This window comes from Paenibacillus nasutitermitis (assembly GCF_014641075.1).
Taxonomy (GTDB): domain Bacteria; phylum Bacillota; class Bacilli; order Paenibacillales; family Paenibacillaceae; genus Paenibacillus_Z; species Paenibacillus_Z nasutitermitis.
Genome location: NZ_BMHP01000002.1, coordinates 1,146,818 through 1,170,607, shown reverse-complemented (window position 1 = coordinate 1,170,607; position 23,790 = coordinate 1,146,818). Strand labels below are relative to the sequence as shown.

The 23,790-nt window shown below is 50.6% G+C and carries 26 protein-coding genes; 24 read left to right on the top strand and 2 right to left on the bottom strand.

Translation table 11 applies throughout. From position 1 onward, the window contains the following. The first annotated feature begins 64 nt into the window (after window positions 1–64). Window positions 65–682, top strand: a complete 618-nt coding sequence (locus IEY46_RS15685; RefSeq protein ID WP_188992908.1) for a hypothetical protein — start codon at window positions 65–67, stop codon at window positions 680–682. Between the two features lie 104 nt (window positions 683–786). Here IEY46_RS15685 and rpiA read toward each other — a convergent pair whose 3' ends face one another. Beyond that, window positions 787–1,479: a ribose-5-phosphate isomerase RpiA gene (gene rpiA, locus IEY46_RS15680; RefSeq protein ID WP_188992907.1), complete on the bottom strand. Its 693-nt coding sequence runs from the start codon at window positions 1,477–1,479 to the stop codon at window positions 787–789. A gap of 12 nt (window positions 1,480–1,491) precedes the next feature. After that, window positions 1,492–2,070, bottom strand: coding sequence for a hypothetical protein (locus tag IEY46_RS15675; protein ID WP_229750315.1), 579 nt, complete (start codon window positions 2,068–2,070; stop codon window positions 1,492–1,494). Window positions 2,071–2,402: 332 nt separating this feature from the next. Here IEY46_RS15675 and IEY46_RS15665 point away from each other — a divergent pair, with 332 nt between their 5' ends. The 23 genes from IEY46_RS15665 (at window position 2,403) to dnaG (ending at window position 23,763) form a co-directional block, all read left to right on the top strand. After that, window positions 2,403–2,798, top strand: a complete 396-nt coding sequence (locus tag IEY46_RS15665) for a hypothetical protein (protein ID WP_229750314.1) — start codon at window positions 2,403–2,405, stop codon at window positions 2,796–2,798. A gap of 148 nt (window positions 2,799–2,946) precedes the next feature. Further along, complete coding sequence (locus IEY46_RS15660; RefSeq protein ID WP_188992904.1) at window positions 2,947–3,288, top strand: histidine triad nucleotide-binding protein; 342 nt, start codon at window positions 2,947–2,949, stop codon at window positions 3,286–3,288. Between the two features lie 160 nt (window positions 3,289–3,448). Continuing rightward, complete coding sequence (gene rpsU / locus IEY46_RS15655) at window positions 3,449–3,622, top strand: 30S ribosomal protein S21 (protein ID WP_188992903.1); 174 nt, start codon at window positions 3,449–3,451, stop codon at window positions 3,620–3,622. A 16-nt stretch (window positions 3,623–3,638) separates the two neighbouring features. Beyond that, a complete protein-coding gene (locus IEY46_RS15650) occupies window positions 3,639–4,082 on the top strand; it encodes a GatB/YqeY domain-containing protein (protein WP_188992902.1) in 444 nt (147 codons plus the stop codon). A gap of 131 nt (window positions 4,083–4,213) precedes the next feature. Continuing rightward, entirely contained in the window at window positions 4,214–5,563 is a 1,350-nt protein-coding gene (locus IEY46_RS15645; RefSeq protein ID WP_188992901.1) for an MATE family efflux transporter, read from the top strand. 110 nt (window positions 5,564–5,673) lie between these two features. Continuing rightward, a complete protein-coding gene (locus tag IEY46_RS15640) occupies window positions 5,674–7,059 on the top strand; it encodes an NfeD family protein (RefSeq protein ID WP_229750313.1) in 1,386 nt (461 codons plus the stop codon). A gap of 15 nt (window positions 7,060–7,074) precedes the next feature. Then, the gene (gene floA / locus IEY46_RS15635) at window positions 7,075–8,070 is read left to right on the top strand and encodes a flotillin-like protein FloA (RefSeq protein WP_308422803.1); all 996 of its coding nucleotides are present in this window, start codon (window positions 7,075–7,077) and stop codon (window positions 8,068–8,070) included. A 53-nt stretch (window positions 8,071–8,123) separates the two neighbouring features. Next, entirely contained in the window at window positions 8,124–8,618 is a 495-nt protein-coding gene (locus tag IEY46_RS15630) for a hypothetical protein (RefSeq protein WP_188992900.1), read from the top strand. A gap of 185 nt (window positions 8,619–8,803) precedes the next feature. Continuing rightward, window positions 8,804–9,088, top strand: coding sequence for a sporulation protein YqfC (yqfC, locus tag IEY46_RS15625; protein ID WP_188992899.1), 285 nt, complete (start codon window positions 8,804–8,806; stop codon window positions 9,086–9,088). 100 nt (window positions 9,089–9,188) lie between these two features. Continuing rightward, complete coding sequence (gene yqfD, locus IEY46_RS15620) at window positions 9,189–10,382, top strand: sporulation protein YqfD (protein WP_188992898.1); 1,194 nt, start codon at window positions 9,189–9,191, stop codon at window positions 10,380–10,382. A 6-nt stretch (window positions 10,383–10,388) separates the two neighbouring features. Then, entirely contained in the window at window positions 10,389–11,360 is a 972-nt protein-coding gene (locus IEY46_RS15615; protein ID WP_188992897.1) for a PhoH family protein, read from the top strand. Window positions 11,361–11,433: 73 nt separating this feature from the next. Next, on the top strand, window positions 11,434–13,710 hold the full coding sequence (locus IEY46_RS15610; RefSeq protein WP_188992896.1) for an HD family phosphohydrolase: 2,277 nt from the start codon (window positions 11,434–11,436) through the stop codon (window positions 13,708–13,710). Next, on the top strand, window positions 13,707–14,204 hold the full coding sequence (gene ybeY / locus IEY46_RS15605; protein ID WP_188992895.1) for an rRNA maturation RNase YbeY: 498 nt from the start codon (window positions 13,707–13,709) through the stop codon (window positions 14,202–14,204). Before IEY46_RS15610 ends, ybeY begins: the two co-directional genes overlap by 4 nt. Further along, window positions 14,204–14,563, top strand: coding sequence for a diacylglycerol kinase family protein (locus tag IEY46_RS15600; protein WP_188992894.1), 360 nt, complete (start codon window positions 14,204–14,206; stop codon window positions 14,561–14,563). The genes ybeY and IEY46_RS15600 overlap by 1 nt, the downstream gene beginning before the upstream one ends. A gap of 42 nt (window positions 14,564–14,605) precedes the next feature. Further along, window positions 14,606–15,034, top strand: a complete 429-nt coding sequence (locus tag IEY46_RS15595) for a cytidine deaminase (protein ID WP_373288814.1) — start codon at window positions 14,606–14,608, stop codon at window positions 15,032–15,034. A gap of 26 nt (window positions 15,035–15,060) precedes the next feature. Continuing rightward, window positions 15,061–15,978 carry a GTPase Era gene (era, locus tag IEY46_RS15590; protein WP_188992893.1) on the top strand — a complete coding sequence of 306 codons (918 nt, stop codon included), beginning with the start codon at window positions 15,061–15,063 and terminating at the stop codon, window positions 15,976–15,978. Between the two features lie 116 nt (window positions 15,979–16,094). Next, window positions 16,095–16,250, top strand: a complete 156-nt coding sequence (locus IEY46_RS15585; protein ID WP_188992892.1) for a YqzL family protein — start codon at window positions 16,095–16,097, stop codon at window positions 16,248–16,250. A gap of 36 nt (window positions 16,251–16,286) precedes the next feature. Then, entirely contained in the window at window positions 16,287–17,033 is a 747-nt protein-coding gene (gene recO / locus IEY46_RS15580; RefSeq protein WP_188992891.1) for a DNA repair protein RecO, read from the top strand. Window positions 17,034–17,393: 360 nt separating this feature from the next. Continuing rightward, window positions 17,394–18,281, top strand: coding sequence for a glycine--tRNA ligase subunit alpha (glyQ, locus tag IEY46_RS15575; RefSeq protein WP_188992890.1), 888 nt, complete (start codon window positions 17,394–17,396; stop codon window positions 18,279–18,281). Further along, a complete protein-coding gene (gene glyS / locus IEY46_RS15570; RefSeq protein WP_188992889.1) occupies window positions 18,274–20,355 on the top strand; it encodes a glycine--tRNA ligase subunit beta in 2,082 nt (693 codons plus the stop codon). Before glyQ ends, glyS begins: the two co-directional genes overlap by 8 nt. 170 nt (window positions 20,356–20,525) lie before the next feature. Further along, a complete protein-coding gene (locus tag IEY46_RS15565; protein ID WP_188992888.1) occupies window positions 20,526–21,344 on the top strand; it encodes a pyruvate, water dikinase regulatory protein in 819 nt (272 codons plus the stop codon). A 77-nt stretch (window positions 21,345–21,421) separates the two neighbouring features. Then, a complete protein-coding gene (locus IEY46_RS15560; RefSeq protein WP_188992887.1) occupies window positions 21,422–21,889 on the top strand; it encodes a YaiI/YqxD family protein in 468 nt (155 codons plus the stop codon). Between the two features lie 38 nt (window positions 21,890–21,927). Then, complete coding sequence (dnaG, locus tag IEY46_RS15555) at window positions 21,928–23,763, top strand: DNA primase (protein WP_188992886.1); 1,836 nt, start codon at window positions 21,928–21,930, stop codon at window positions 23,761–23,763. Window positions 23,764–23,790: the final 27 nt, after the last annotated feature.

Sequence of the window (23,790 nt, the reverse complement as noted above, 5' to 3'; positions counted from 1 at the left end):
AAAGCAAAAAGTTCGCAGGAAAGCACAGACGCTGTGCCGCCAATTATGATTTGGAGGTATTTTCGTGGAAGAGCAACAGACAAAACGGCATATATTCACGCCTATTGTACTTGTATTGCTGGTATTCAGCCTGATCGGCAACGTATATCTGATAACGAAGTTGATGCATCATGATCAAGACAAGCGTGTCAGCCGGGGACTAGCTGTTATTAATGCCGGGAATGAAGCAAAGCTGCATGTGGAATCCGTACAATACAATGTGAAAGAGCTTCTGGACCAGAATGATATTGCCGGCCGGATCTCCTCCAAAACCGCTTTGCAGGCCGCCTTCAAGCAGGCGCAAAGTCTGAATACGCTGGTAAATGAGGCAAACGAATCAAGCAAGGAGCCGATCACCTTTACGAAACGGACATCTGCGACTTTCTTGTCGCAGGTAGAGCAGTCGACCGGCATGATTGGCAATCATGAGGGTGCGCTAAGCGAATCGGAACGAAGCTATCTGAAGCAAGTGGAAGAATGGTATGCGCAATTGCAAGCTGCGCTTTCCACCTTTGACGAAGATACGCTGTCCGAAATTGCAGCCCAAACCATTCTTGTAGACGACTCCTGGGTCAAAATGACCCAGAAGCTTCAATCCATCATGGATGAGCCGGCTAACGTCATGTATCAGCCAGAAACCTAAAGCAATGGCAGCATTGTCATCGCATGTCATCACCAGCAAAAAAGAACCTGTCCTCCATTTTCATGGATGCAGGTTCTTTTTTTTGTTGGTCGATTGCAGTTGTTTCAGCTTTGGGCCGTGCCGGGCTTCGTCCGTATCAGCTCATTTATCGTGCCGTCATGGCGGCCGATGATCACAAGATCCGCCATTTGGACAAACAATCCATTTACGACCACGCCTGGAATGGCATTGATTTCATCATGGAGCTTGAGGGGGTGCGGAATAGCGTTGAGTTGACAGTCGATAATATAGTTTCCATTGTCGGTTATAAAAGGCTGACCATCTGCTGCCCGCAGCTTGAGGGGACGTCCGAAACGGCCCAGGTGCTGAAGGGTCAAGGGACTGCCAAATACGGCAATTTCTACAGGCAGGGGAAAAGCGCCCAACTGGCCGACCAATTTGCTCTCATCGGCAATGATAATCACCTTGCGGCTGGAAGCGGCGACGATTTTTTCCCGCAGCAGAGCGCCCCCGCCGCCCTTGATGAGGTTCAGGTCCTGGTCGACCTCGTCGGCGCCATCAATTGTGAGGTCGATTCCGTTAATTTCATCAAATCCGACCAGCGGGATTCCATTTTCCACTGCCAGACGTTCCGATTGCCGGGAGGTCGCGACGGCCCGCACCTTAAGCCCGCCTTTGATGCGCTCGCCAATTTTTTGGATGGCCCAGTAAGCGGTTGAGCCGGTACCCAGACCGACGACCATCCCGTCCTCAATGTACGTTACGGCATGTTCGGCCGCGATGCGTTTGCTGTCCATACGTATCACCCGCTAATTCTTGGTATAGGAATACAACATGAATCCGGAGTATGCAGCGGTAAAGCCATCCTGGAGCTTGTCCAGCTCGGATTTATCGATTTCCAGCTTAAACCTTGCAGAGGGACCATCGACCTGTCCGGCCTTATAGCGAACCCCGGTGACATTCACTGGGCTTCCGCTGCTGTCCAGCATAGTCCAGCCTTCTCCAGTAGAAGGAGTGACGCTTTCACCCTTGGCTGGAATTATAGTTGTATACAAAAACTCCCCGTTCTCTTTCCGAAGCTCGGGTATGGCTTTTAAGCTGAAGGTCGCGCTCTCCGAGGTTTCCGTCAGCTCCTCCAGCACGAATAGCGTCTGATGCCCGTATCCGACAGGAACGTTCAGTTTTTTATCCGGTGTCTGCAGCCATTGCGCCTTAAATTCCAACGATACCGCTTCAGGCGTGCCTGCGCGTGCCAGCTCATAGCCGTCCTGCGTCACGATCCGATAAAGCATGCTGTCTTCCTGATAATAATCATAGATCTTATAGCCGGCAAATGCCGCTGCCAAGATCAGAAGGGCTACCATAATCATCCTTGTCCGGGCTTTCAATGATTTCTCCGCCTTTCCCCATTGTTGACCCCTGCATGCGGGCATCCTGCTGCAAGTATACCTTCCGAACCGAGGTCCTGCCAACCGTTGCAGGGGCTGCTTCGCAGTCGTTGCCCGTCGTTTTAGCTGCTTTGATATTCATCCGCAGCAAGCACGTCACATCCCAGAAAGGCCTATCGGATGTTAGGCCCCTCTCGCAAAGCAAGTTTCAGCATCAATATTTTCGTGCGTGGATTTCCGTCAAACGGGGTCATGGGCTTATTTTTTTACAGCATAGGCGCCAAACGCCTATGGGCGAATAGGATATAAGAGAAGAAGGAGGTAATGACATTATGGAAAAAAAGGTTACCACACTGCCAATCGCAACAATGCCGAATGCACAAGCGCCTATGGCACAAATGCCGGCTGCAACGGCGCCGGTAACGCAGCCTATGGAAAAACATGAAATGAAAAAATGGTGCAAGGAGCATATGCACCGTTATGTGCTCGTCCATACCAAAGACGGCTGGTGTTGTGATGGATTTGTCGAGCATATCGACGATGAAAATGTCATCATCGCGGTGCCGCATAGCGACGCAGGGTCGAGTCCCCGGGGCTTCTTTCCCCAACCCGGATTCTTTCCGTATCCGCCGTTGTATCCCTATCCCTATTATCCCCGCAGGCGCTTTTACCGTCAGGTCTTTCCACTTGTTGCGCTGCTGGGTTTGTCGCTTCTGCCTTTTTTTTGAACCGCCTTTTATCCAATATGCAGCGCAAAGCCGGCGTTTCGCGCCGGTTTTTTTGTACTTCTTTTCTTTACGGTGTTGGACGGGAAGGCCTTTTTTCGATATGATGGAGGCATAAAATGAGCTGCGGACAGAAGGAGGATACGATAAAATGGATTGTTTATTCTGCAAAATTATTCAAGGCGACATTCCTTCCAAGAAGGTGTTTGAGAACGAGAGGGTTCTGGCGTTTCATGATATTCAGCCTGCTGCTCCCGTACATATTCTGATTATCCCCAAGAAACATATACCGACGATGAATGAGGTTACGGATGAGGATGACGCGCTTATGGTAGAGCTGTTCGCTACAGCAAGGCAACTCGCCAAAGAACTGAATATCGACGAATCCGGTTACCGCCTTGTGAATAATTGCAACAGGGAGGGCGGCCAGGTCGTTTATCATTTGCATCTGCATTTGCTGGGCGGCCATCAGATGAAATCGCTCGCCGGTTAATCCTGGATTCGAGGGAAGATCAGGAAAAATGGCTGCTTCGGCAATGACGTAAATATGCATGTCCTTTCAAGTTGACACTGACTTTGGTTATATCATATAATTAAATGTGATGAACCGTGTTATCTTTCTTAGACGGTCTGCTCGGAGGGAGGGAAAACTGGTGTCTGAAACAAAAGTTCGCAAAAACGAGACAATCGATGCTGCACTCCGCCGCTTCAAGAAGACTATCGCTAAAGATGGTGTCCTTGCCGAGGTTAAGAAACGCAAGCATTATGAGAAGCCTAGTGTTAAACGCAAACTGAAGTCCGAGGCTGCGCGTAAGAGAAAGTTTTAGGAGGATCCTTCCACTAATGAACCTTAGCGAACGATTGAACGACGATATGAAGCAAGCGATGAGAAGTCAAGAGAAGTTCAAGCTCTCCGCGATTCGTATGATTCGTGCTTCCATTAAGAATCAGGAAATTGACTTGAAACGACCCCTTGATGACAATGAAGTGCTTGATATCATAAGTCGTGAAATCAAACAACGTAAAGATTCCCTCCAAGAATTCAAAAAAGCCGGCCGCGATGATCTTGCAAAAGACGTCGCCGCAGAAATTGAAATTATTAGTGTGTACCTGCCTCAGCAGCTGACCGAAGATGAAATCAAAGAAATTGTTCAGCAGACCATAGCGGAAACCGGTGCTTCATCGAAAGCCGATATGGGCAAAGTAATGAGTGCCCTCATGCCCAAGACCAAAGGGCGTGCTGATGGTAAACTAGTAAACACATATGTGCAGCAATTTCTGCAATAACATAGGCTGACAGCCAAACACTCCCTTTAACGAGGGGGTGTTTTTTCATTATTCCCTTTTCCTGTTCTATTGACACAACGCTGTCGACTGGCCCAGAATAGGGCTAACTGAAAGGAAACGGGGAACTTTAAATGTTTCGTAATTGGATGAAGATCTTGCTTATCGCAATACCTTCGTTAGTAACCTTTGCCACTCAAACTGTAACAGGGACAATCAATCTCATCATGGTGGGTCAACTGGGTTTCGTAATTATCGCAATTGTTGGGGTTTCCAATATTATTATGTACAATGCCTTCGCGATTTTCTCCGGTATCGGCCATACCATTAATTATCTGGTTGCTCAAAATTTTGGTTCCAATGATATGCGAAAAGGGATTCAGCGCACTTATATGGCGATGTATCTATGTTTATTTTTTGCGGTTGTCTTACTGGCGGTAGGTTGGCTTGGCGCCAATCACATTCTCCGCTGGACCGGAGGCTCGGAAGAATTGGTCCGCCAAGGCGGCTTTTATTTAGAGCTGCGGTTCTATGCGATGTCTTTCGGTATTATCAATTTTGCTTTTCATGGGTTTTTGCGCGGAATCGGATCGACCACCATGTCCATGGTGGTTTCGCTGATTTCCAATTTGCTGATGATTTTTCTGACTTACTCCTTGACATTCGGCAATCTGGGGTTCCCGCAAATGGGACTGACCGGAGCGGGACTGGCTGTGCTGATCGGCGAAGCGCTCCAACTGCTCATTTGTGCATATATCTTTTTCTTTGTTCTGCACAAACGTTACCAGACACGCAGCAGGATCGCTTTTTCTTTCAGTTGGCCGGAGTTCAAGCTGCTCTCCCAGGAAAGCGGAAAACTGGGCCTGCAGGAATTTTCGCTGAGTGTATCGATGTTCATTTTTACTGTGTTTGTAGCCAGATTGGGCGACCACGCACTTGCTGCCAATGAGGTGGCCCTTAATGTTATGTCCTTCGGCTTTATGCCGGCTTTTGCTTTTGGAGCGACAGCAACGATTCTTGTGGGGCAGAGCGTAGGCAGAGGGATGGCTTTACTCGGACGCCGTGCTGGAACAGATACAGCCATATTGGGCACGATATTTATTATCCTGCTGGGTACCGTCGAGCTGGTTTTCGCGGACCAGATCGCCCATTTGTATTCCAGCGATCCCGGCGTGTATGAGCTGGCAGCTTTTCTGATCAAAGTCTCTGCTTATCTGCAAATATTCGATGGTTTGCTTAATTTCTATGCGGGCGGATTGCGGGGAATCGGCGACACCACTTTTCTGATGCGCATTTCGTTCTTTCTCAGCTGGTTTCTTTTTGTGCCGCTTGCCTATTTGTTTATTTTTGTATTCCATTGGGGAAGTCTTGGCGCATGGATTGCGCTTTACACGTTTCTCACCGTATTCGGCACGTCGGTCATGCTCCGATTTTACCGGACGGACTGGACTTCCGTCAGACTCAAGGAGGCTGCTCACGTGTAATACTTGGAACGGCAGCAGTTTCAGATCGTATGAAGGATTATAATGTTGTATGATGGATTATATAGGTAAGAGAAGTGTTACCGTTCATTATTCAGAGAGGGGGTTCAATCTTGAGAGTATTTAAAAAGTGGATGGCCAGAGGAGCATTATTGTTCATTGCGGCGTTCCTGTTCATCCAGATGTTTGCTGCCGCGGTTCCAGCCGCATTTGCCGCGGAGAACGAGGAAAGCACCGGTCAGATTGGGGCCACTGTCTATGTCATTAAAGCGGAACAGCCGATTGAATCAGGTCTTGAGAAGTTTCTCAAGCGCGCTTACAAGGAAGCCGAAGAAGGCGGAGCTGAGCGCATTGTGCTCGTAATCGACACGCTTGGAGGCAGCGTGATCAGTGCAGAGGATATCGGCGATCTCGTACGTACCAGCAAGGTTCCGACTACTGCGCTTGTCCATGGCAGAGCGGTTTCTGCTGGAACCTATATTGCGCTTAATGCCGACGAGCTGGCCATGGAGCCAAACAGTGTTATTGGATCTGCCGCTGTCGTGGATGGTACAGGTACTCTGATCACCAATCCGAAAACCATTGCATACTGGACACAGAAGATGAGAGCGGCAGCAGAACTGAACGGGCGCGATCCAAATTTGGCAACCGCCATGGTTAACCCTGATGTGACGCTTGAAATCAAACAGCTTGACCGCACTGTAGAGAAGGGCGAACTGCTTGCTCTGACGGCTGCGGACGCGTTAAAGGTGGGATATGCCGATTATACCGCCAATTCGGTCGATGAGGTATTGTCCCATTTGGGTATCGAGCAGCCGAATCTGGTGGAGATCAAAGCCAGTACGCTGGAGCAAATTTCACAATTTCTGACTCAGCCAGTGGTGAGAACGCTGCTTCTGATCATCGGCATTGCCGGTGTTGCCATTGAGCTGGTTGTACCTGGATTTGGGGCGCCTGGGCTTATCGGACTGGCCGGATTCGGACTCTATTTCTTCGGGCATTACATCACCGGCTTTGCCGGGATGGAAGAAGTTATTCTGTTCGTAATCGGGGTCGCGTTACTCATTACCGAAGTTTTTGTGTCGAGTTTCGGGATATTGGGAATACTGGGATCAGCTTCACTTATCGCAGGGGTTATTTTGGCGGCTCCGAGTCCTAAATCAGCCGTTGTATCTCTGGTTGTAGCCCTTGTGGTTGCAGGGATTCTGGTATTTATCATCGCCAAACGTTTTGCGCACCGGGGTGTGTGGAACAGATTTATTCTCAGCGAGAGCCTGACGACAGAGCGGGGATATGTCTCGACTGCCGACAAAGCGATATATCTGGGTATGCAGGGACATTCCATTACACCTCTGCGTCCAGCGGGAACAGCCATGATTGGCGACCAGCGGGTCGATGTCGTTACTTTGGGCGAATTTATTGCTGCCAATACGGCAATAAAAGTGATAAAGGTTGAAGGTACACGAGTAGTTGTGCAACAATGGAACGAAGTCATTTAACATGGAGGGGAAAAAATGGATCTGGATCCAACTGTAACCGTCATTATCATTATTGTTCTGGCCATTATTGTGCTTTCCGTATTTCTTAGCTTCTTCCCGATTATGCTGTGGGTAGCGGCGCTTTCTTCGGGCGTGCGTGTCGGAATCATTACCCTTGTGGCCATGCGTCTGCGGCGCGTCGTTCCCAGCCGGATCGTGAATCCGTTGATTAAAGCGACCAAAGCGGGACTTGGACTCAATATCAACCAGCTGGAAAGCCACTTTCTGGCGGGTGGTAACGTTGACCGTGTAGTCAATGCTCTGATCGCGGCTCACCGGGCTAATATCGAACTGGTATTCGAACGTGCGGCGGCTATCGACCTTGCCGGCCGGGATGTGCTTCAGGCTGTGCAAATGAGCGTTAATCCGCGTGTTATCGAAACGCCGATTGTAGCTGCTGTTGCCAGAAACGGGATCGAAGTAAAAGTTAAAGCACGCGTTACTGTGCGCGCCAATATCGAACGCCTTGTAGGGGGAGCGGGTGAAGAAACCATCATTGCCCGTGTTGGTGAGGGAATCGTAACGACAGTTGGTTCCTCCAATTCCCACAAGGATGTGCTGGAAAATCCGGATCTGATTTCCCGTACGGTGCTTGGCAAAGGTCTTGATGCCGGAACGGCTTTTGAAATTCTGTCCATTGATATTGCGGATGTCGATGTAGGTAAGAATATCGGGGCGCATCTGCAAACCGAACAAGCCGAAGCCGACAAACGAATCGCCCAGGCAAAGGCCGAGGAGCGTCGTGCGATGGCTGTTGCCCATGAGCAGGAGATGAAGGCGCGGGTCGTTGAAATGCGCGCGCTGGTTGTGGAGTCGGAATCCCAGGTGCCGGTTGCCATGGCTGAAGCTCTGAGGGGCGGCAAGCTTGGCGTTATGGATTATATGAACTTGAAAAATATCGAAGCGGACACGCAAATGCGCGGTTCGATTGGAACCCCGGATAACAATTCGTCCAATAATAAAGAAGAGTAAATACAAGCTTGCCTGGTAAGGATGGCGGTTAAGTTTTTACCGGAGGTGATTTCGTGAACGAGCTGATTCAATTTATATCCAAAAATTTCTTTCTTGTTTTTATCATAATCGGGTTTATATTTTCCGTAATTAATAAAAACAAAAAAGCCAAACCGCCTGGTGGCAGAATGCCTGATTTTGGCGGAGGACCCGGATTGCCCCAAAGCCAGGGAAACCAGCGGAGGGATGATCAGTCAATGAATTCCCCAGTGGAGCCCCCTCCCTACAAGAACCCCTACGATGGGGATGGCGAAGGGGTAAGCGCTGAGTATGAAGAGGAACGAAAATTTGCAGCGCCCGTCTATGTCGAGCCACCAAAAGTACGTGTTCCTGCCCGCCCAGCCGCGCCGCGCCGCAGCCCGCTTGCCGAACAGCAAGTCCCGCGCCCGGCGCGAAAAACGAATGGAGCCTTGCTGAAGAATTTGGAGAAGGATGAACTCCGGCGTGCTGTCGTTCTTGCCGAGGTGCTGGGCCCTCCGCGGGCCAAACGTTCCCATCGCCTGTTCTAAGCCTCTCAAGCAAGAAATGCCTAGGATTAAGCATTCATCCATAGAAGCAGCCAAAAGAAGCCTTCAGACCGCTTAAAAGCGGAACTGGAGGTTTCTTTGTTTTGAGTTGAGGCGCCTGACGACTCATATTTACAAGATCTTTCGCATAGGTTGGTACAGTTATGGGAAGGGGGCTTGTTGTCCGCATGCGCCGCATAAACCGCAAACTGCGTAAAATGGCTGCCGATCTGATGGACTTACCGCAGGATGTCGTATTCGATTTGCCCCGGGTGACGATGATAGGCGATCGTCAGCTCTATATTGAGAACCATCGCGGCGTGCTCCACTTCTCCGATGAAAGTCTTCGTCTTGCCCTTGGAAAAGGGGAGCTGGTCATAACAGGAGAAGGCCTGGTCATTAGAACCATATGGACGGAAGAGGTTTTCGTGGAAGGGAAAATCAAGCATATAGAAATAAAGGAACAGGGATAAATGAATGACAGCTTATGCTTACGACGTGAGTTATTGCTTGAATGCTTGTTAACCCAAGCATCCAGGTATAACCACACAATAACTTTTAGGGGGAAGCGTTATGAATGCTTCGTGGCTGCAATGGCTGCGTGGAATTGTTACCGTCAGCATTAGAGGAGAGGCTTTGGAATTGCTTGTTAACCGCGCGTTGGCAAGCGGTCTTTCGCTGTGGTCCATCCGCAGGACAAGCCAGGGAGAGCTTCTTGCCGATTTAACCATAAAGGATTTTTTTCAGCTTCGTCCGCTTTTGAAAGGGACAGGCTCCCGGATTCATGTACAGTCCAGACGCGGTTTGCCCTTCTGGCTGGTCAAGCTGGAAAAAAGGCTTTTCTTCGGTGCGGGTCTGATTCTCTTCTTTATTGGTATGTATCTGTTATCTTCGCTAATTTGGAATATTGATATAAAAGGGAATGAGCGTCTTTCGGAGGAACAGATTATGCAAGCTGCCAGGCAGGAGGGGCTTTATCCCTTTCAATGGTCATTCCGGCTTGAAAATCCCGAGGTGCTGTCCAGGAAGCTGACGCAGAAACTGCCTGGCGCCGCCTGGATCGGTGTGGAAAAACAGGGAACCAAAATTACGATCCAGGTGGTAGAAACCGCAATTCCCGAACCCCGGAAGCTGCTCAGTCCCCGTCATCTCGTGGCGTCGGCAGATGCCGTTGTGACCGAAATACTGGCCGAAGCCGGCAGGCCTGTCGTCAAGAGGAATACAAAAGTCAAGGAAGGCGATGTGCTCATCTCCGGAATTTACGGGGACGAAGCCCACACGCGTACGGTTGTGGCCAAAGGCATCGTCAAAGGCCTGGTCTGGCATGAATATTCGATTGTTTCACCCCTGCAGCAGAAGGTGAAGGCTTATACGGGAGAAAGCAAAGTCCGCTGGTATGCCGTGGCATGGGGCCGCGGCTTGAGGATTGGCGGCTTTGGCAAGATTCCATACACGCAGTACGAAACGCAAAGGCATCTGGAGCAGGCTTCGTGGCGCACGTTAAAAATGCCCTTTGGCCGTATGAAGGAAACCGTGCGTGAAGTCCGTTTCGATCATTTGGAGCTGACGGAGCAGGATGCCAAACAGGCGGGATTGCTGCAGGCCAGGGCTGATTTGCTGACTAAAGCCGGTCCGGGAGCAAAGATCCGCGCGGAAAACATTTTGCATGAAAAGGCGGACAATGGTAAAGTTTATATGAAAGTACTTTTTGAGGTGGAACAGTCGATCGTAACTGAAAGACCGTTAGTTCATATACAAGGAGATTGAGCATTTTTGCTAAATGAAACCAGAATTATTAAAATCCCGCTCGCAAGCGCAGCGGAGGGGCTTGCGCTTTTTGGGCCGCAGGACAAATTCTTAAGGTTGATCGAACAGCAGACGGAAGCGGACATTATGTCGCGGGAAGCGGAAATCATGATTTCCGGTCCTATTCGTGAAGTGGAGTCCATGGAACAGCTGTTTACCGTTCTTCAGCAATTGTTTCGGGGCGGATATACCCCGTCTGAGCGCGATATTATGTATGCCCTTGATCTGGCGAAAGTCATGCAGGCCGATCAGCTGCTGGATTTATTCAAAGCAGAGCTTACCACGACATTCCGCGGCAAGCCGATCCGTGTCAAAACCATCGGACAGCGGCATTATGTGAAAATGATCAAGAAAATGGATGTTGTATTCGGGATCGGTCCCGCCGGAACGGGAAAAACGTATCTGGCTGTTGTCCTGGCCGTTGCCGCGCTGAAGGAAGGTTCGGTCAAACGGATCATGCTGACACGCCCTGCGGTTGAAGCCGGCGAGAATCTGGGTTTTCTGCCAGGCGATCTGCAGGAAAAGGTGGATCCTTATTTAAGGCCACTCTATGATGCGCTTCATGACGTGCTTGGCCCGGATCAAACGGCAAAAGCCTTTGAGCGGGGCTTGATCGAGGTTGCGCCGCTTGCATACATGCGCGGACGCACGCTTGACGATTCCTTCATCATTCTTGACGAAGCCCAAAACACTACGCCGGAACAGATGAAAATGTTTCTGACCCGTCTTGGATTTGGATCCAAAATGGTCGTAACCGGCGACGTTACGCAGATCGATTTGCCCCGCGGGAAACGGTCGGGACTGATCGAAGCGAAGCGGATTTTGCAGAATATCGAAGAAATCGGTTTTGTGCTATTCTCGGAGCAGGATGTCGTTCGTCATTCGCTGGTTCAAAAAATTATTGTGGCGTATAACGAGGACGCCGAGAGTCAGGTTTAAACGCGAGGGCAGCTTTTTTTCAATGGAGAAGGGCCGCCAGCTTACTACCTGAAACCGATTTATAATACCCAGCATGGACGGCCCCGCAGTTGAAACAACCCTATGGGGTGGTCACAGCAATAGGGGGGATCTAAACGTGCGTTTTACATGGAGCGGTTGGAAGCAAAGCACGGCAGTGCGGTGGATATTGCTGTTTTTATTTGTTGTGCTGTTTTATACCGTTCTGGCTCCTCATCTGCTTCCCAAAACATACGATATTCAAGAAGGCAAACGTATGGAGCGAGATATTGAGGCGCCAACGCAAATTAAAGACGATAAAGCGAGAATCAAAGCCCAGGAGGAAGCTGCCGACCGCGTGGAGCCGATGTATACCATTCTGGCGATGCGCAGCGAGCAGCTGCTGGAACAGATATTTGCCCGCATGGAACAGTTGAACCAGGATGATCAGGTTACGACCGATAACAAGGTGACAATTTACCGGACCGAAATCCCTCAACTCTATAATGATTATGTCGATCAATTCGTACGCAATCATGCCGGCAAGGATTCCTATAGCAGTACACTGCTTGATGAAATGGCAACGACCGTCAAAGACCAGGAGTACCGCATCCCGGAAGAAACCTACTACAAGCTCCCGCAGCTTAACGTGAAGCAGATAGCCGATATGCAGCAGGTTGGCCTTGCCATCGTACGCAAAATGATGAGTGATCCTCTGCGCGAAGCGGAGACCGCCCGCACCAAAGTTGCCGAGCTGGTCAATGCGAGCTCGCTCAGCGAACGCAAAACGAGGGAGATTGTCCAGGAGCTGGCGCGGTTCGCCATTATGCCGAATAAATTCCTTGATACCGATGCAACAAGCGAAGCGAAGGTAGCGGCAAAGGAGAATACGCCTGAGGTAGTCATTAACCAGGGCGACATTATTGTGCATAAAGGCGAAATGGTCACCAAAGAATTGTATGAGCGGCTTGCCTCGTTTAATTTGCTGCAGGACAAGAAGTCCTATTGGCCTCAGCTTGGCCTGCTGCTGCTTACGTTATTGTTCCTTTTGTTTATATACAGTTTTCTGGATAAGTCATCCGGGCTCAATACGGCAAATGTGCGCTATAACAATGCCCAGCTTGCCATGCTGCTGCTTATTTTTATCCTGAATCTGCTGATTATGCGAATCGTCGAACTGACGCAGACCGATGCAATTCCTTATGTGGGATATTTGGCCCCGACGGCTATGGGCGCGATGCTCATCACGCTGCTGCTCGATGTTCAGCTCGCGGTCGTCTGCTCGTTCCTGTTCGCCATCAGCGGCAGTATTATATTCAACATGGATTCCAACCGTATTTTCGATTTCAATTACGGTTTTGTTACAACCATCGTTTCGTTTGCCGCTATTTTTGCCATTCATCGGGCAAGCCAGCGGTCAACCATACTAAAGGCAGGGATTATGGTCAGCTTGCTTGGCTCAGCTTCCGTACTGGCATTGATCCTGCTGGGAGGCGAGCTGCCGGAGAAAACCGAAATGGTCACCACGATAGCTTTTGCTTTTGCGGGCGGCCTGCTGACGGCGATTCTGGTCATCGGCCTGATGCCGTTCTTTGAAATTTCCTTTGGCATCTTGTCGGCTTTGAAGCTGGTGGAGCTGTCCAATCCCAACCATCCGCTGCTGCGCAAGCTGCTGACGGAGACGCCCGGGACGTACCACCACAGCGTTATGGTCGGCAATTTGTCCGAAGCGGCTGCCGAGTCCATAGGGGCCAATGGTCTCTTATGCCGGGTGGGATCTTATTATCATGATATCGGCAAAACCAAACGGCCAAGTTATTTCATCGAAAACCAAACCAATATCGAGAATCCGCATGATTCCATCGATCCCAAGCTGAGTAAGTCGATTATTATCGCACATGCCCGCGACGGTGTGGAAATGCTGAAGAACCATAATATTCCCAAACCGATCCGGGATATTGCCGAGCAGCATCACGGGACGACATTCCTGCAATATTTTTACCACAAAGCATGGAAACAAGCCGAAGAGGCCGGTGAGGTAACAGATTTCACCGAGGATGATTTCAGGTATGCCGGTCCTAAAGCGCAATCCAAGGAAGCAGCAATTGTCGGCATCGCGGATTGCATCGAGGCTGCCGTTAGAAGCTTGCGCAGTCCTACAATGGAGACGGTGGAATCGATGATCAATAAGATTATCAAAAACCGCCTGGATGACGGCCAGTTCAATGAATGCGATCTGACGCTCAAAGAATTGGAACAAATCGCGCAAACGCTGAAGGAAACCGTAATCGGGATTTTCCATTCGCGGATCGAATATCCGGAAGACAGTAAACCAAAGGAGCGTCTGGCATGAGTTTGCGTTTAGAGTGGAATAATGAACAGGACAAGGTGGAAATACCTGAGGCGTTCCTGGCGCGTCTTGAGGAGCTGCTGCTGCTTGCGGGGGAAGCCGAGGGACTGACAGAAGGCGAGGTGACGCTCTCTTTCGTGGATGATGAAGAAATTCACCAGCTTAACCGGGATTACCGGGGCATTGACCGGCCGACGGATGTCTTGTCTTTTGCAATGCAGGAGCATACGGACGAAGAACTGGAGATTATTTACGAGGTTGAGGACGGGGATAATCCGCTGTCTGTGAACGGGATGCTGGGCGATATCATTATTTCCGCCGAGCGCGGGAAACTTCAAGCTCAGGAATACGGCCATTCACTGGAACGTGAATTGGGTTTTCTGTTCGTTCACGGGTTCCTCCACCTCATTGGTTACGATCACCAGGATGAGGCGAGTGAGGCAGTCATGACTGCCAAACAGGAAGCGGTTCTCCAGCGGGCAGGTCTGCACCGCTAATGCGCCGTTTCATTCAGAGCTGCGGATTTGCTGCAGCCGGCATTCGTCTGGCACTGCGCACGCAGCGACATATGCGGATTCATGTAACTGCTGCTCTGATCGTAACCGCAACGGGGATGATTCTTGGAATTCGGGCCATGGAATGGGCGCTATTGGTGCTTGTGATGGGAGTCGTCATATGTGCCGAACTGCTCAACACCGCCATCGAGAATGTCGTCGATCTGGCCAGTCCGGATATTCATCCGCTGGCCAAAGCGGCCAAGGACACGGCTTCAGGAGCCGTCCTGGTGGCAGTTATCGCAGCCATTATCATCGGATTCATCATTTTTATCCCGCATTTATGGAATATTGTCTTATAAAGCTGCTTGATTTCTGACGTGGAGAGGAGCATCCAAAAAAAGATGATGGATGACAGCAAGCAAGCTTTTCCTGCAGAATGGGAATCTCTGCTGGAGCATGCCCTTGAGGCAAGAGGCCGCGCTTATATGCCTTACTCCGGTTTTGCTGTAGGCGCCGCTCTGCTGGACAGCAGCGGAAACATTCACCTCGGCTGCAATGTCGAGAATGCGGCTTACGGACCGACTAATTGTGCGGAACGGACCGCCTTGTTCCGGGCTATTGCCGACGGGCGGGAGCCAGGACAGTTTGCAGCTATTGCAGTCATTGGGGACACGGTCCATCCCATTACGCCATGCGGGGTATGCAGACAGGTGCTCGTTGAGCTTTGCAAGCCGGACATGCCTGTCATCATGGGCAATCTGACTGGCGGGCGGTCAGTCATGACGGTGGAAGAACTGCTGCCGGGAGCTTTCTCATTAAGGAAAGGCTAAGTTTGGAAGGGGATCGGAACATTATTATGAATCAAACACCTACAGGCAAAAAAGAGAAATACCATTCCGGGTTTGTTGCGATCGTTGGCCGGCCCAATGTAGGCAAATCGACACTGATGAACGAAGTAATCGGTCAAAAAATCGCCATAATGTCAGACAAGCCGCAGACGACGCGCAATAAAATCCATGGTGTCTACACGAAGGACAATTCCCAAATTGTATTTCTCGATACGCCGGGCATCCATAAGCCGCAGTCCAAGCTTGGCGATTACATGAACAAATCGGCAGTCGGCACATTGGGCGAGGTGGATGCCGCCATGTTCCTGATCGATGCTTCCGAAGGACTGGGAGGTGGCGACCGTTATATCATCGAGCAGTTGAAAATGGTCAAAACGCCTATTTTTCTCGTGATGAACAAAATCGACAAGATCCACCCGGAAGAGCTGCTGCCGCTTATCGCAACCTATAAGGAGCTTCATGATTTCGCCGAGATTATTCCGATCTCTGCGCTGCAGGGCAACAATATTGATACCCTGCTCAATGTGCTGACGCGATACTTGCCTGAAGGTCCGCAGTATTATCCGGCGGATCAAGTGACTGATCATCCGGAACAATTCGTCTGTGCCGAGCTGATCCGGGAGAAAATCCTCCATCAGACGAGGGAGGAAGTACCTCATTCCATTGCTGTGGCAATTGAGGATATGAAGGTGCAGGATAACGGGGTAGTTTATATCGGAGCGATTATTTTTGTTGAACGCGATTCGCAGAAGGGGATTGTGATCGGCAAGCAGGGCGCGCTCCTGAAGGAAGTAGGCCGCCTTGCACGGCGGGATATTGAACTGCTGCTTGGCTCGCGCGTTTTCCTTGAGCTTTGGGTCAAGGTCAAGAAAGACTGGCGCAACCAGGAGCGGGTTTTAAAAGATCTGGGATACAGAAACGAATAAACCAAGCATCCCGCACTCCCTGACTTCGCGCATAATGCCCGTTATTTGTCTGGCATAGGACAACCCTCTTTTTGCGCATCCTATCCGTATCATACAAAGCGGAAGGGATGATAGGAATGCGAGACTTTTCGTGGAAGTATTTTGCGCTTACCGGGGATGTGGACGCTTTTTTGCTTTATAAAGATGTGGATCAGTTGGGGGAGGCCGATATTGCCGCGGCAAACGAGGAAACGCAGCTTGCGTCTGAACTGGAGGATGCTTCCTCCATTTGATGCATCTTTACTTGCGTGAGTTAGGGGAGAACGTCTATGCAGTACCGGGTTGAAGGCATTGTCATCCGAAGTATGGACTATGGGGAAGGCGGCAAAATCATTACGATTTTGACTCCGACCCACGGCAAAGCGGCGATACTTGTGCGGGGCGCCAAAAAAGCCAAAAGCCGTCATGGTTCGCTGACCCAGTTGTTCACTCATGGGGAATATCTATATTACCGCAATAGCGGCTTAGGTACACTTACACATGGTGAGATCATTGAATCTCACCATGTTTTGCGTGAAGGGCTGGAGCTTACCGCCTATGCGGCCTATGCGGTTGAGCTGACCGACCGGACGACGAACGAAGATGAAGCGAGCGGATACCTGTTTATGCAATTATTAGCTTGCTTGCGCGCTTTGGCTGAAGGCAAGGACGGGCCGACTATTCTTCAATTATACGAAATGAAAATACTCGAAGTGTCCGGGTACGGTCCCATTTTCGATGAGTGTGTCTCCTGCGGCAATACGGAGGGGCAGATGGCGCTCAGTGCGCGGTCGGGCGGTGTGCTTTGCAGCCGCTGCCGTTATAAGGATTCTTCCGCACTGGTTCTTGGTGACAGCGTACTCAAGTTATTGCGGTTGTTCCGAAGAATGGACTTGACGCGGCTTGGCAATATCCAGGTAAAGGATGAAACCAAAGTCCAATTGAAGCAGGCTATGCGGCTGTTGGTGGATACGCATATTAATATTCCGCTTAAATCGCGGGCTTTTCTCGATCAGTTGGATAAATACCCCTTGTAGGCCTTGACATGCCCGGGTCAAATAGCTAACATATACAAGTATGAACAGGAACGATGATGAAGAAAGTAATCGATGGACAGTTGTCTGTGGAAGCGAACCAGGGGTGGTGGGAGCCTGGGCGGACGTTATCGGTGAAAGGCGCTTCGGAGTTCGCGTGAAAGGTAAAAAAAGCGGATTGCTGCTTGCATGCAGGTGCAGCAGGAATCAAGTAGGGTGGAACCGCGGGAGATATAGCTCTCGTCCCTATGTCTGAGCTTTGTCAGACATAAGGACGAGGGCTTTTTATATCGTCTGGACCCGGTATGAAGAGGGAAAAAAACCAGCAGGAACAATTGGACAATAAAGGAGAGAGGCCATCCCATGAATTTTCAAACGATGATTTTGACGCTGCAGAAGTTTTGGGCGGAGCAGAATTGTATCCTTGTTCAGCCTTATGACGTGGAGAAAGGTGCAGGCACCTTAAATCCGATGACGTTTCTGCGCACGATCGGACCGGAGCCGTGGAATGTCGCTTACGTCGAACCGTCCCGCAGGCCGGCTGACGGCCGCTATGGAGAAAATCCCAACCGGCTGTACCAGCATCATCAATTTCAGGTCATTATGAAGCCATCGCCTGATAATATTCAGGAACTGTATCTGGAAAGTTTGAAGAGACTGGGGATCGACCCGCTGCATCACGATATCCGCTTTGTTGAGGATAACTGGGAGCATCCTGGTCTTGGTGCCTGGGGACTTGGCTGGGAAGTATGGCTTGATGGGATGGAGGTCACCCAGTTTACCTACTTCCAGCAGCTTGGTGGTCTCGATGTGAATCCAGTAGCCGTGGAGCTGACTTACGGGATGGAACGGCTGGCTTCCTATATTCAGGACAAGGAAAATGTGTTTGATCTGGAATGGGTGGATGGCGTGACGTACGGGGATGTCTTCCTGCAGCCGGAATATGAGCATTCCAAATATACCTTTGAAACTTCTGACGCAGATATGCTTTTCTCCTTATTCACGATGTACGAGGAGGAAGCTCGGCGCGCTTTGGCGGAGAATCTTGTTTTCCCGGCTTATGATTATGTGCTCAAATGCTCGCATGCATTTAATCTGCTGGACGCCCGGGGGTCGATCAGCGTGACGGAGCGTACTGGATATATAACGCGTGTTCGCAACCTTGCACGCGCATGTGCAGCCACTTATCTGGAGGAGCGCGAACGGCTCGGCTTCCCGTTACTGAAGAAAGGAGTGAGCGCTAATGGCTAAGGATCTGCTGCTGGAAATCGGTTTGGAAGAGGTTCCTGCGCGCTTTGTGCGCGGAGCGATGAATCAGCTTAAGGAAAAAACGGCCAAATGGCTCGATACCGCGCGAATCGGTCATGGAGAAGTGGAAGCTTACGCAACGCCCCGGCGGATTGCGGTGATTATCCGTGATGTGGAAGAGAAACAAGCCGATGTAAGTGAGGAAGTCAAAGGTCCCTCCCGTAAAATCGCTCTTGATGAGCAGGGGGCCTGGAGCAAAGCGGCCCTTGGTTTTGCCCGCAGCCAGGGCGCTCAGCCGGAAGATTTTTTCTTTAAGGAACTTGGCGGGGTTGAATACGTTTATGTGAATAAAAGCAGTATCGGTACCGTGACCGCCGATGTGCTGCCTGAGGGCCTTGTTAGCCTGATCACTTCGATGTCATTTCCTAAAAACATGCGTTGGGGCAGCTACGAGCTGAAATTCGTCCGTCCGATCAAATGGCTGGTCGCTCTGTTTGGCGAAACGGTTATCCCGTTTGAGATCACGGGCGTACAAAGCGGCAATAAGACCAGGGGTCACCGTTTTCTGGGCGGTGAAGCGTTGGTATCGTCACCGTCCGATTATGTGGAAGAACTCCGCGGACAACGGGTACTGGCCGATGTCCGCGAGCGCGAGCAGCTGATTCTGGATCAGATCCAGGCGCTTGCTGCGGAGAAAAACTGGAAAATCGACGTGAAGCCGGATTTGCTGGAAGAGGTTCTGTTCCTCGTGGAATATCCAAGCGTGCTGTTTGGAACGTTTGACGAGTCTTTTCTGGAAATCCCGCAGGAAGTACTGATTACTTCCATGCGCGAGCATCAGCGTTATTTCCCGGTGCTGAGCGATCAGGGCAAGCTGCTGCCTTTCTTCGTGACGGTACGCAATGGCGACCGCAATTCTATCGAGCAGGTTGCAAAAGGCAACGAGAAAGTGCTGCGTGCACGTCTTTCCGATGCGCGGTTCTTCTACGCGGAGGATCAGAAAACGCCGATCGTGGAATCATTGGGCAAACTTGAAAAAATCGTTTATCACGAGGAGCTCGGAACGGTATCGGACAAGGTCCGCCGCATTCAGATCACCGCGTCTAAGCTCTCGGATTTCCTTGGCCTTGATGCCCAAACGACAGATGACATAGCACGGACGGCCGCGATATGCAAATTCGATCTGGTCACCCAGATGGTATACGAGTTTCCGGAGCTGCAAGGTGTGATGGGCGAGGATTATGCCCGCAAAGCAGGTGAGCGCGAGGCGGTTGCTGCAGCGATCAATGAGCATTACCAGCCACGTTTTGCCGGTGACCGGGCTCCGGGTTCGCTGACAGGCGCGATTGTAAGTCTGGCTGACAAAATCGATACGATCGTCGGCTGCTTCTCGATTGGAATCATCCCGACAGGCTCCCAGGATCCCTATGCGCTGCGCAGACAGGCGGCGGGGATTATCCAGATCATTCTCGCACATGGCCTGAAGCTGCCGTTGGACCGACTATTTGATCTTTCACTGGAGGTTCACAGCGGTAAGCCGTTGAAACGCGAAGCGGGCGAAATCCGGTCTGATTTGCATGAATTTTTCGCGCTGCGGGTAAAAAATGTGCTCTCTGAGCAGGGAATCCGCTACGATGTCGTAGATGCGGTAATGGCTGCCGGTTATAATGATCTTCGTCAAACCGTAAACAGGGCGCAAGCGTTAACGACCTACGCCGCGGGCGAACGGCGCGACGAGTTCAAACTCGCAGTCGACGCTTTGAACCGGGTGAGCAACCTTGCTGCCAAAGCTGCGTCTAAAGAAGTGAAGACGTCTTTGTTTGCAGACGAAGCCGAAGGGGCATTGTATGCCGCCTGGCAAGCTTTAAGTGAGAGCGTCACAGCAAATATCAAGAACCTTGATGCATCGGGTGCAATCGCCAAGCTTGCCGGATTAAAGGATACGATTAATGTTTACTTTGACAGCGTAATGGTAATGGCTGAAGAAGCGGATGTCCGTGCGAACCGCCTGGCCTTGCTGGCTATTATCGCCGATGGCGTCGGCGAGGTTGCCGATTTCTCGAAACTGGTTTGGTAACAACGTGAGGATCCGCCCGATATGGAATGGGCGGGTCCTCACGAGTCTGCACATGCGAAGCAATCACCAGAGTAAAAGCTTACGAAGCAGTGATTGCTTGCGCAATCACCAGAGTAAAAGCTTACGAAGCAGTGATTGCTTACGCAATCACCTTAGGGGGAAACCAAAAAATGACAACCGGATTGCATCCAGATGTAATTATTTATGTGGTTTCGGATTCCGCCGGGGATACCGGCGAGCTGGTTGTCCGCGCTGCGGTTGCCCAGTTCCATCCCATTTACGCGGAAATACGCCGGGCTCCTTTTGTGCAGGATGAGTCCGCAGTTGAACGGATGGTGCTTCAGGCTAAGGAGCATAATGCGATTATTCTGTACACGCTGGTGATTCCGAAGCTTCGGGATGTGCTCAGCAAGTTCTCGCTGGAACATTCTGTTGTAGCCATTGACCTGCTGGGTTCCCTGATTGGAAGCCTGGAGCTGAAGACCAACCGGCAGTCACGCAAGGAGCCAGGGCTTAATCATGTGCTGGATGAGGATTATTTCCGAAAGGTGGAGGCCGTTGAATTCGCCGTCAAGTATGATGATATGCGCGATACGTCGGGAATTCTTAAAGCAGATATCGTGCTCGTCGGGGTATCACGCACTTCCAAAACGCCCTTGTCGATGTACCTGGCACACAAGAAATATAAAGTTGCCAATGTACCTTTGATGCCGGAGCTGCAGCCGCCGGCAGAGCTATTTAGCATTCCACGCGAAAAAGTGGTCGGTCTGACGATTGACACCCATTATTTGAACGTTATCCGAAAAGAACGGCTGAAAGCGCTTGGGCTGCCGGACAGTGCCGCTTATGCGACAACAGCGCGAATCGAGAAGGAACTCGCCTATGCTGCGGAAATTATGAAGAAAATCGGCTGTGTTGTGATCGATGTCTCCCATCGGGCGGTGGAAGAAACAGCCAGCCTCATAATGGAATGTATCCATTCCAACTGATGTAGCAGGATTTTTTTATCTTTTGCCGTATATAACAGAGTACAGTACTTATCCTAAGGATGCGGTGATGCAATAAGGTGGCAAATACCCCGACTATTGTTGTGGATGCCGATGCCTGTCCGGTCAAACGCGAGATTGTAGAAGTAGCGCGGATGATGTCAATCCCCGTACTGATGGTCGCTTCATACGATCATCGTTTGGAGCCAGGGGCGGGAATTTCGGTTGTACAGGTGGATAAAGGCGATCAATCGGTTGATTTGTATATTGCCAACCACGTCGCACGAGGCGATATCGTGGTTACCCAGGACTTCGGACTGGCAACAATTGTGCTGGCTAAAGGGGCTATTGCGCTGTCGAATCGCGGACAGCAGTATGATGAAAGCAATATTGATTATCTCATGGAACGCCGGCATGAGCTGGCCAAACGCAGGAGAAGCGGCGGCAAAACGAAAGGCCCCAAAGCAATGACAGCCGAGGATCGGATCCGTTTTCAGCAAAAGCTGACAAAAGTTTTACATGACCGGCAGGAGAATGATGAATCTTAGCGAATATTTAAACATGTTTAGGATGAAGGTGGGGGTGTATGGCTTACGCTAAAATACCTGATTCCGTCATTGAAGCGGTGCTGCGTCATCATGATATCGTAGAGACGGTTGGGAAGTATGTCAGCCTGTCGAAACAAGGCAAATATATGAAGGGGCTATGCCCTTTTCATTCAGAGAAAACGCCTTCGTTCACCGTTACACCGGAGAAACAGATCTTTTACTGCTACGGGTGCGGTAAAGGCGGGAATGCGATTAAATTCGTCGAAGAAATCGAAAGCTATTCGTTTCCCGAGGCCGTACGTATCATGGCGGAGGATGCCGGGATTCCGGTAACGTGGACAGGGAATGCCGACAGCTATGATGCGGCCCAGTCAGGCGAACGCGACAAGCTGATTGAGGCACATGAGCTTACGTCCAAGCTGTATCATTATCTGCTGATGAATACCTCCCACGGTCAACCGGCTTTGGAATACCTGCGTTCGCGAGGAGTGAGCGACAAACAGATTGACCAGTTTATGATCGGCTACGCGCCGCCGGAGTGGGATACGCTCGTTCGTTTCCTGGACAAGCGGGAATTCAAGGCGGAAGCCATGGAGAAGGGCGGCCTGCTGATCGCAAAGCAGGATGGCAGCGGATATATTGACCGGTTCCGGGACCGAATCATGTTTCCAATCCGCAATAGTGAAGGCAAGGCGATCGCTCTTGCAGGACGAATACTTGGCGAGGGACAGCCCAAATATTTGAATTCGCCGGAAACCATGTTATTCAACAAGAGCCGCAGTTTGTATAATTTTCATCAATCAAGAGCTGCCATGCGCAAAACAAGACGCGCTGTATTGTTTGAAGGCTATATGGATGTGATCAAGGCCTGGACGGCTGGTGTAACGAACGGCATAGCCACGATGGGAACCTCGCTGACGGAAAACCATGCCATGATCCTTCAACGGAACGTCGATGAAGTGCTAATTTGCTACGATGGCGACAGTGCCGGACAAGCTGCGGTCTTCAAAACCATTCCTTTGCTCGAAAAATCCGGTCTTCGCGTGTTGGTGGCCATGCTCCCCAAAGGCATGGATCCCGATGAATTTATTGAACGCAAAGGGGCCGAGGCTTTTATCCGGGAGACGATTGAGCGTCCTGTCTCGGTCACGAAATTTAAACTAATATATGCGAAGAAAAACCATATACTCCTAGAAGAAGAGGGCCAGAAGAATTACATGCTCGAGGCTGTCGCCATCATTGCCGAGCTGGATTCTTCGACCGAGCGGGAGTTTTATCTCAAAGAACTGTCCCGGGAGTTCGATATATCTCTAGAGTCCCTTAAACAAGACTGCTTTCATCATAGACAGCAGCATCAGAAATTGAAACCTCAAAGGGATAATAACGACAATTCGTGGAATAATGGTAGGAATGAAATCCGTCGTACGCCTTCTTCGCCGTCTGTCCTTCCGGCCTATCAGGTAGCAGAGCGCAGGCTTCTGGCCCGAATGCTGCAGGATAGCGAAACGGCGCAAGCGGTACACGACCAGCTCGGGGAAGCTTTTAACGTGGAGGATCACGCAGCGCTTGCTGCTTACTTATATGCCTATTATGCGCAAGGCCATGATCCGGATATCAGCCGATTTATCGCTTCGCTCCAGGATGACCGTCTGGAGAGGACGGCAGCTTCAATCTTAATGATGGACGATGATTTTCCGTTCGACGAGCAGCTGCTCGCTCACTATATTATGGAAATTCAAAAAGTGCCGCGATTTCGTGGAATCGAGCATAAGAAAGAAGAAATGGTGCAGGCGGAACGATCCGGCGACGTATTGTTGGCGGCTCGAATTGCAAGTGAGATTATTGCCCTAGAGAGACAGCTTAAAGGACAGTAGGATGATCGTTTCTAGGGAGGAGGGAGT

Bases quoted from the DNA above. Each gene is read 5' to 3' on its own strand.
- yqfD (WP_188992898.1), top strand. From the start codon at position 9,189: ATGAATGCTTCGTGGCTGCAATGGCTGCGTGGAATTGTTACCGTCAGC.
- era (WP_188992893.1), top strand. From the start codon at position 15,061: ATGAATCAAACACCTACAGGCAAAAAAGAGAAATACCATTCCGGGTTT.
- IEY46_RS15610 (WP_188992896.1), top strand. From the start codon at position 11,434: ATGGACGGCCCCGCAGTTGAAACAACCCTATGGGGTGGTCACAGCAAT.
- IEY46_RS15650 (WP_188992902.1), top strand. From the start codon at position 3,639: ATGAACCTTAGCGAACGATTGAACGACGATATGAAGCAAGCGATGAGA.
- rpiA (WP_188992907.1), bottom strand. From the start codon at position 1,479: ATGGACAGCAAACGCATCGCGGCCGAACATGCCGTAACGTACATTGAG.
- IEY46_RS15665 (WP_229750314.1), top strand. From the start codon at position 2,403: ATGGAAAAAAAGGTTACCACACTGCCAATCGCAACAATGCCGAATGCA.
- IEY46_RS15595 (WP_373288814.1), top strand. From the start codon at position 14,606: ATGATGGATGACAGCAAGCAAGCTTTTCCTGCAGAATGGGAATCTCTG.
- dnaG (WP_188992886.1), top strand. From the start codon at position 21,928: ATGGCTTACGCTAAAATACCTGATTCCGTCATTGAAGCGGTGCTGCGT.
- IEY46_RS15600 (WP_188992894.1), top strand. From the start codon at position 14,204: ATGCGCCGTTTCATTCAGAGCTGCGGATTTGCTGCAGCCGGCATTCGT.
- IEY46_RS15585 (WP_188992892.1), top strand. From the start codon at position 16,095: ATGCGAGACTTTTCGTGGAAGTATTTTGCGCTTACCGGGGATGTGGAC.
- glyS (WP_188992889.1), top strand. From the start codon at position 18,274: ATGGCTAAGGATCTGCTGCTGGAAATCGGTTTGGAAGAGGTTCCTGCG.
- IEY46_RS15660 (WP_188992904.1), top strand. From the start codon at position 2,947: ATGGATTGTTTATTCTGCAAAATTATTCAAGGCGACATTCCTTCCAAG.
- glyQ (WP_188992890.1), top strand. From the start codon at position 17,394: ATGAATTTTCAAACGATGATTTTGACGCTGCAGAAGTTTTGGGCGGAG.
- yqfC (WP_188992899.1), top strand. From the start codon at position 8,804: ATGCGCCGCATAAACCGCAAACTGCGTAAAATGGCTGCCGATCTGATG.
- IEY46_RS15645 (WP_188992901.1), top strand. From the start codon at position 4,214: ATGTTTCGTAATTGGATGAAGATCTTGCTTATCGCAATACCTTCGTTA.
- recO (WP_188992891.1), top strand. From the start codon at position 16,287: ATGCAGTACCGGGTTGAAGGCATTGTCATCCGAAGTATGGACTATGGG.
- floA (WP_308422803.1), top strand. From the start codon at position 7,075: ATGGATCTGGATCCAACTGTAACCGTCATTATCATTATTGTTCTGGCC.
- IEY46_RS15565 (WP_188992888.1), top strand. From the start codon at position 20,526: ATGACAACCGGATTGCATCCAGATGTAATTATTTATGTGGTTTCGGAT.
- ybeY (WP_188992895.1), top strand. From the start codon at position 13,707: ATGAGTTTGCGTTTAGAGTGGAATAATGAACAGGACAAGGTGGAAATA.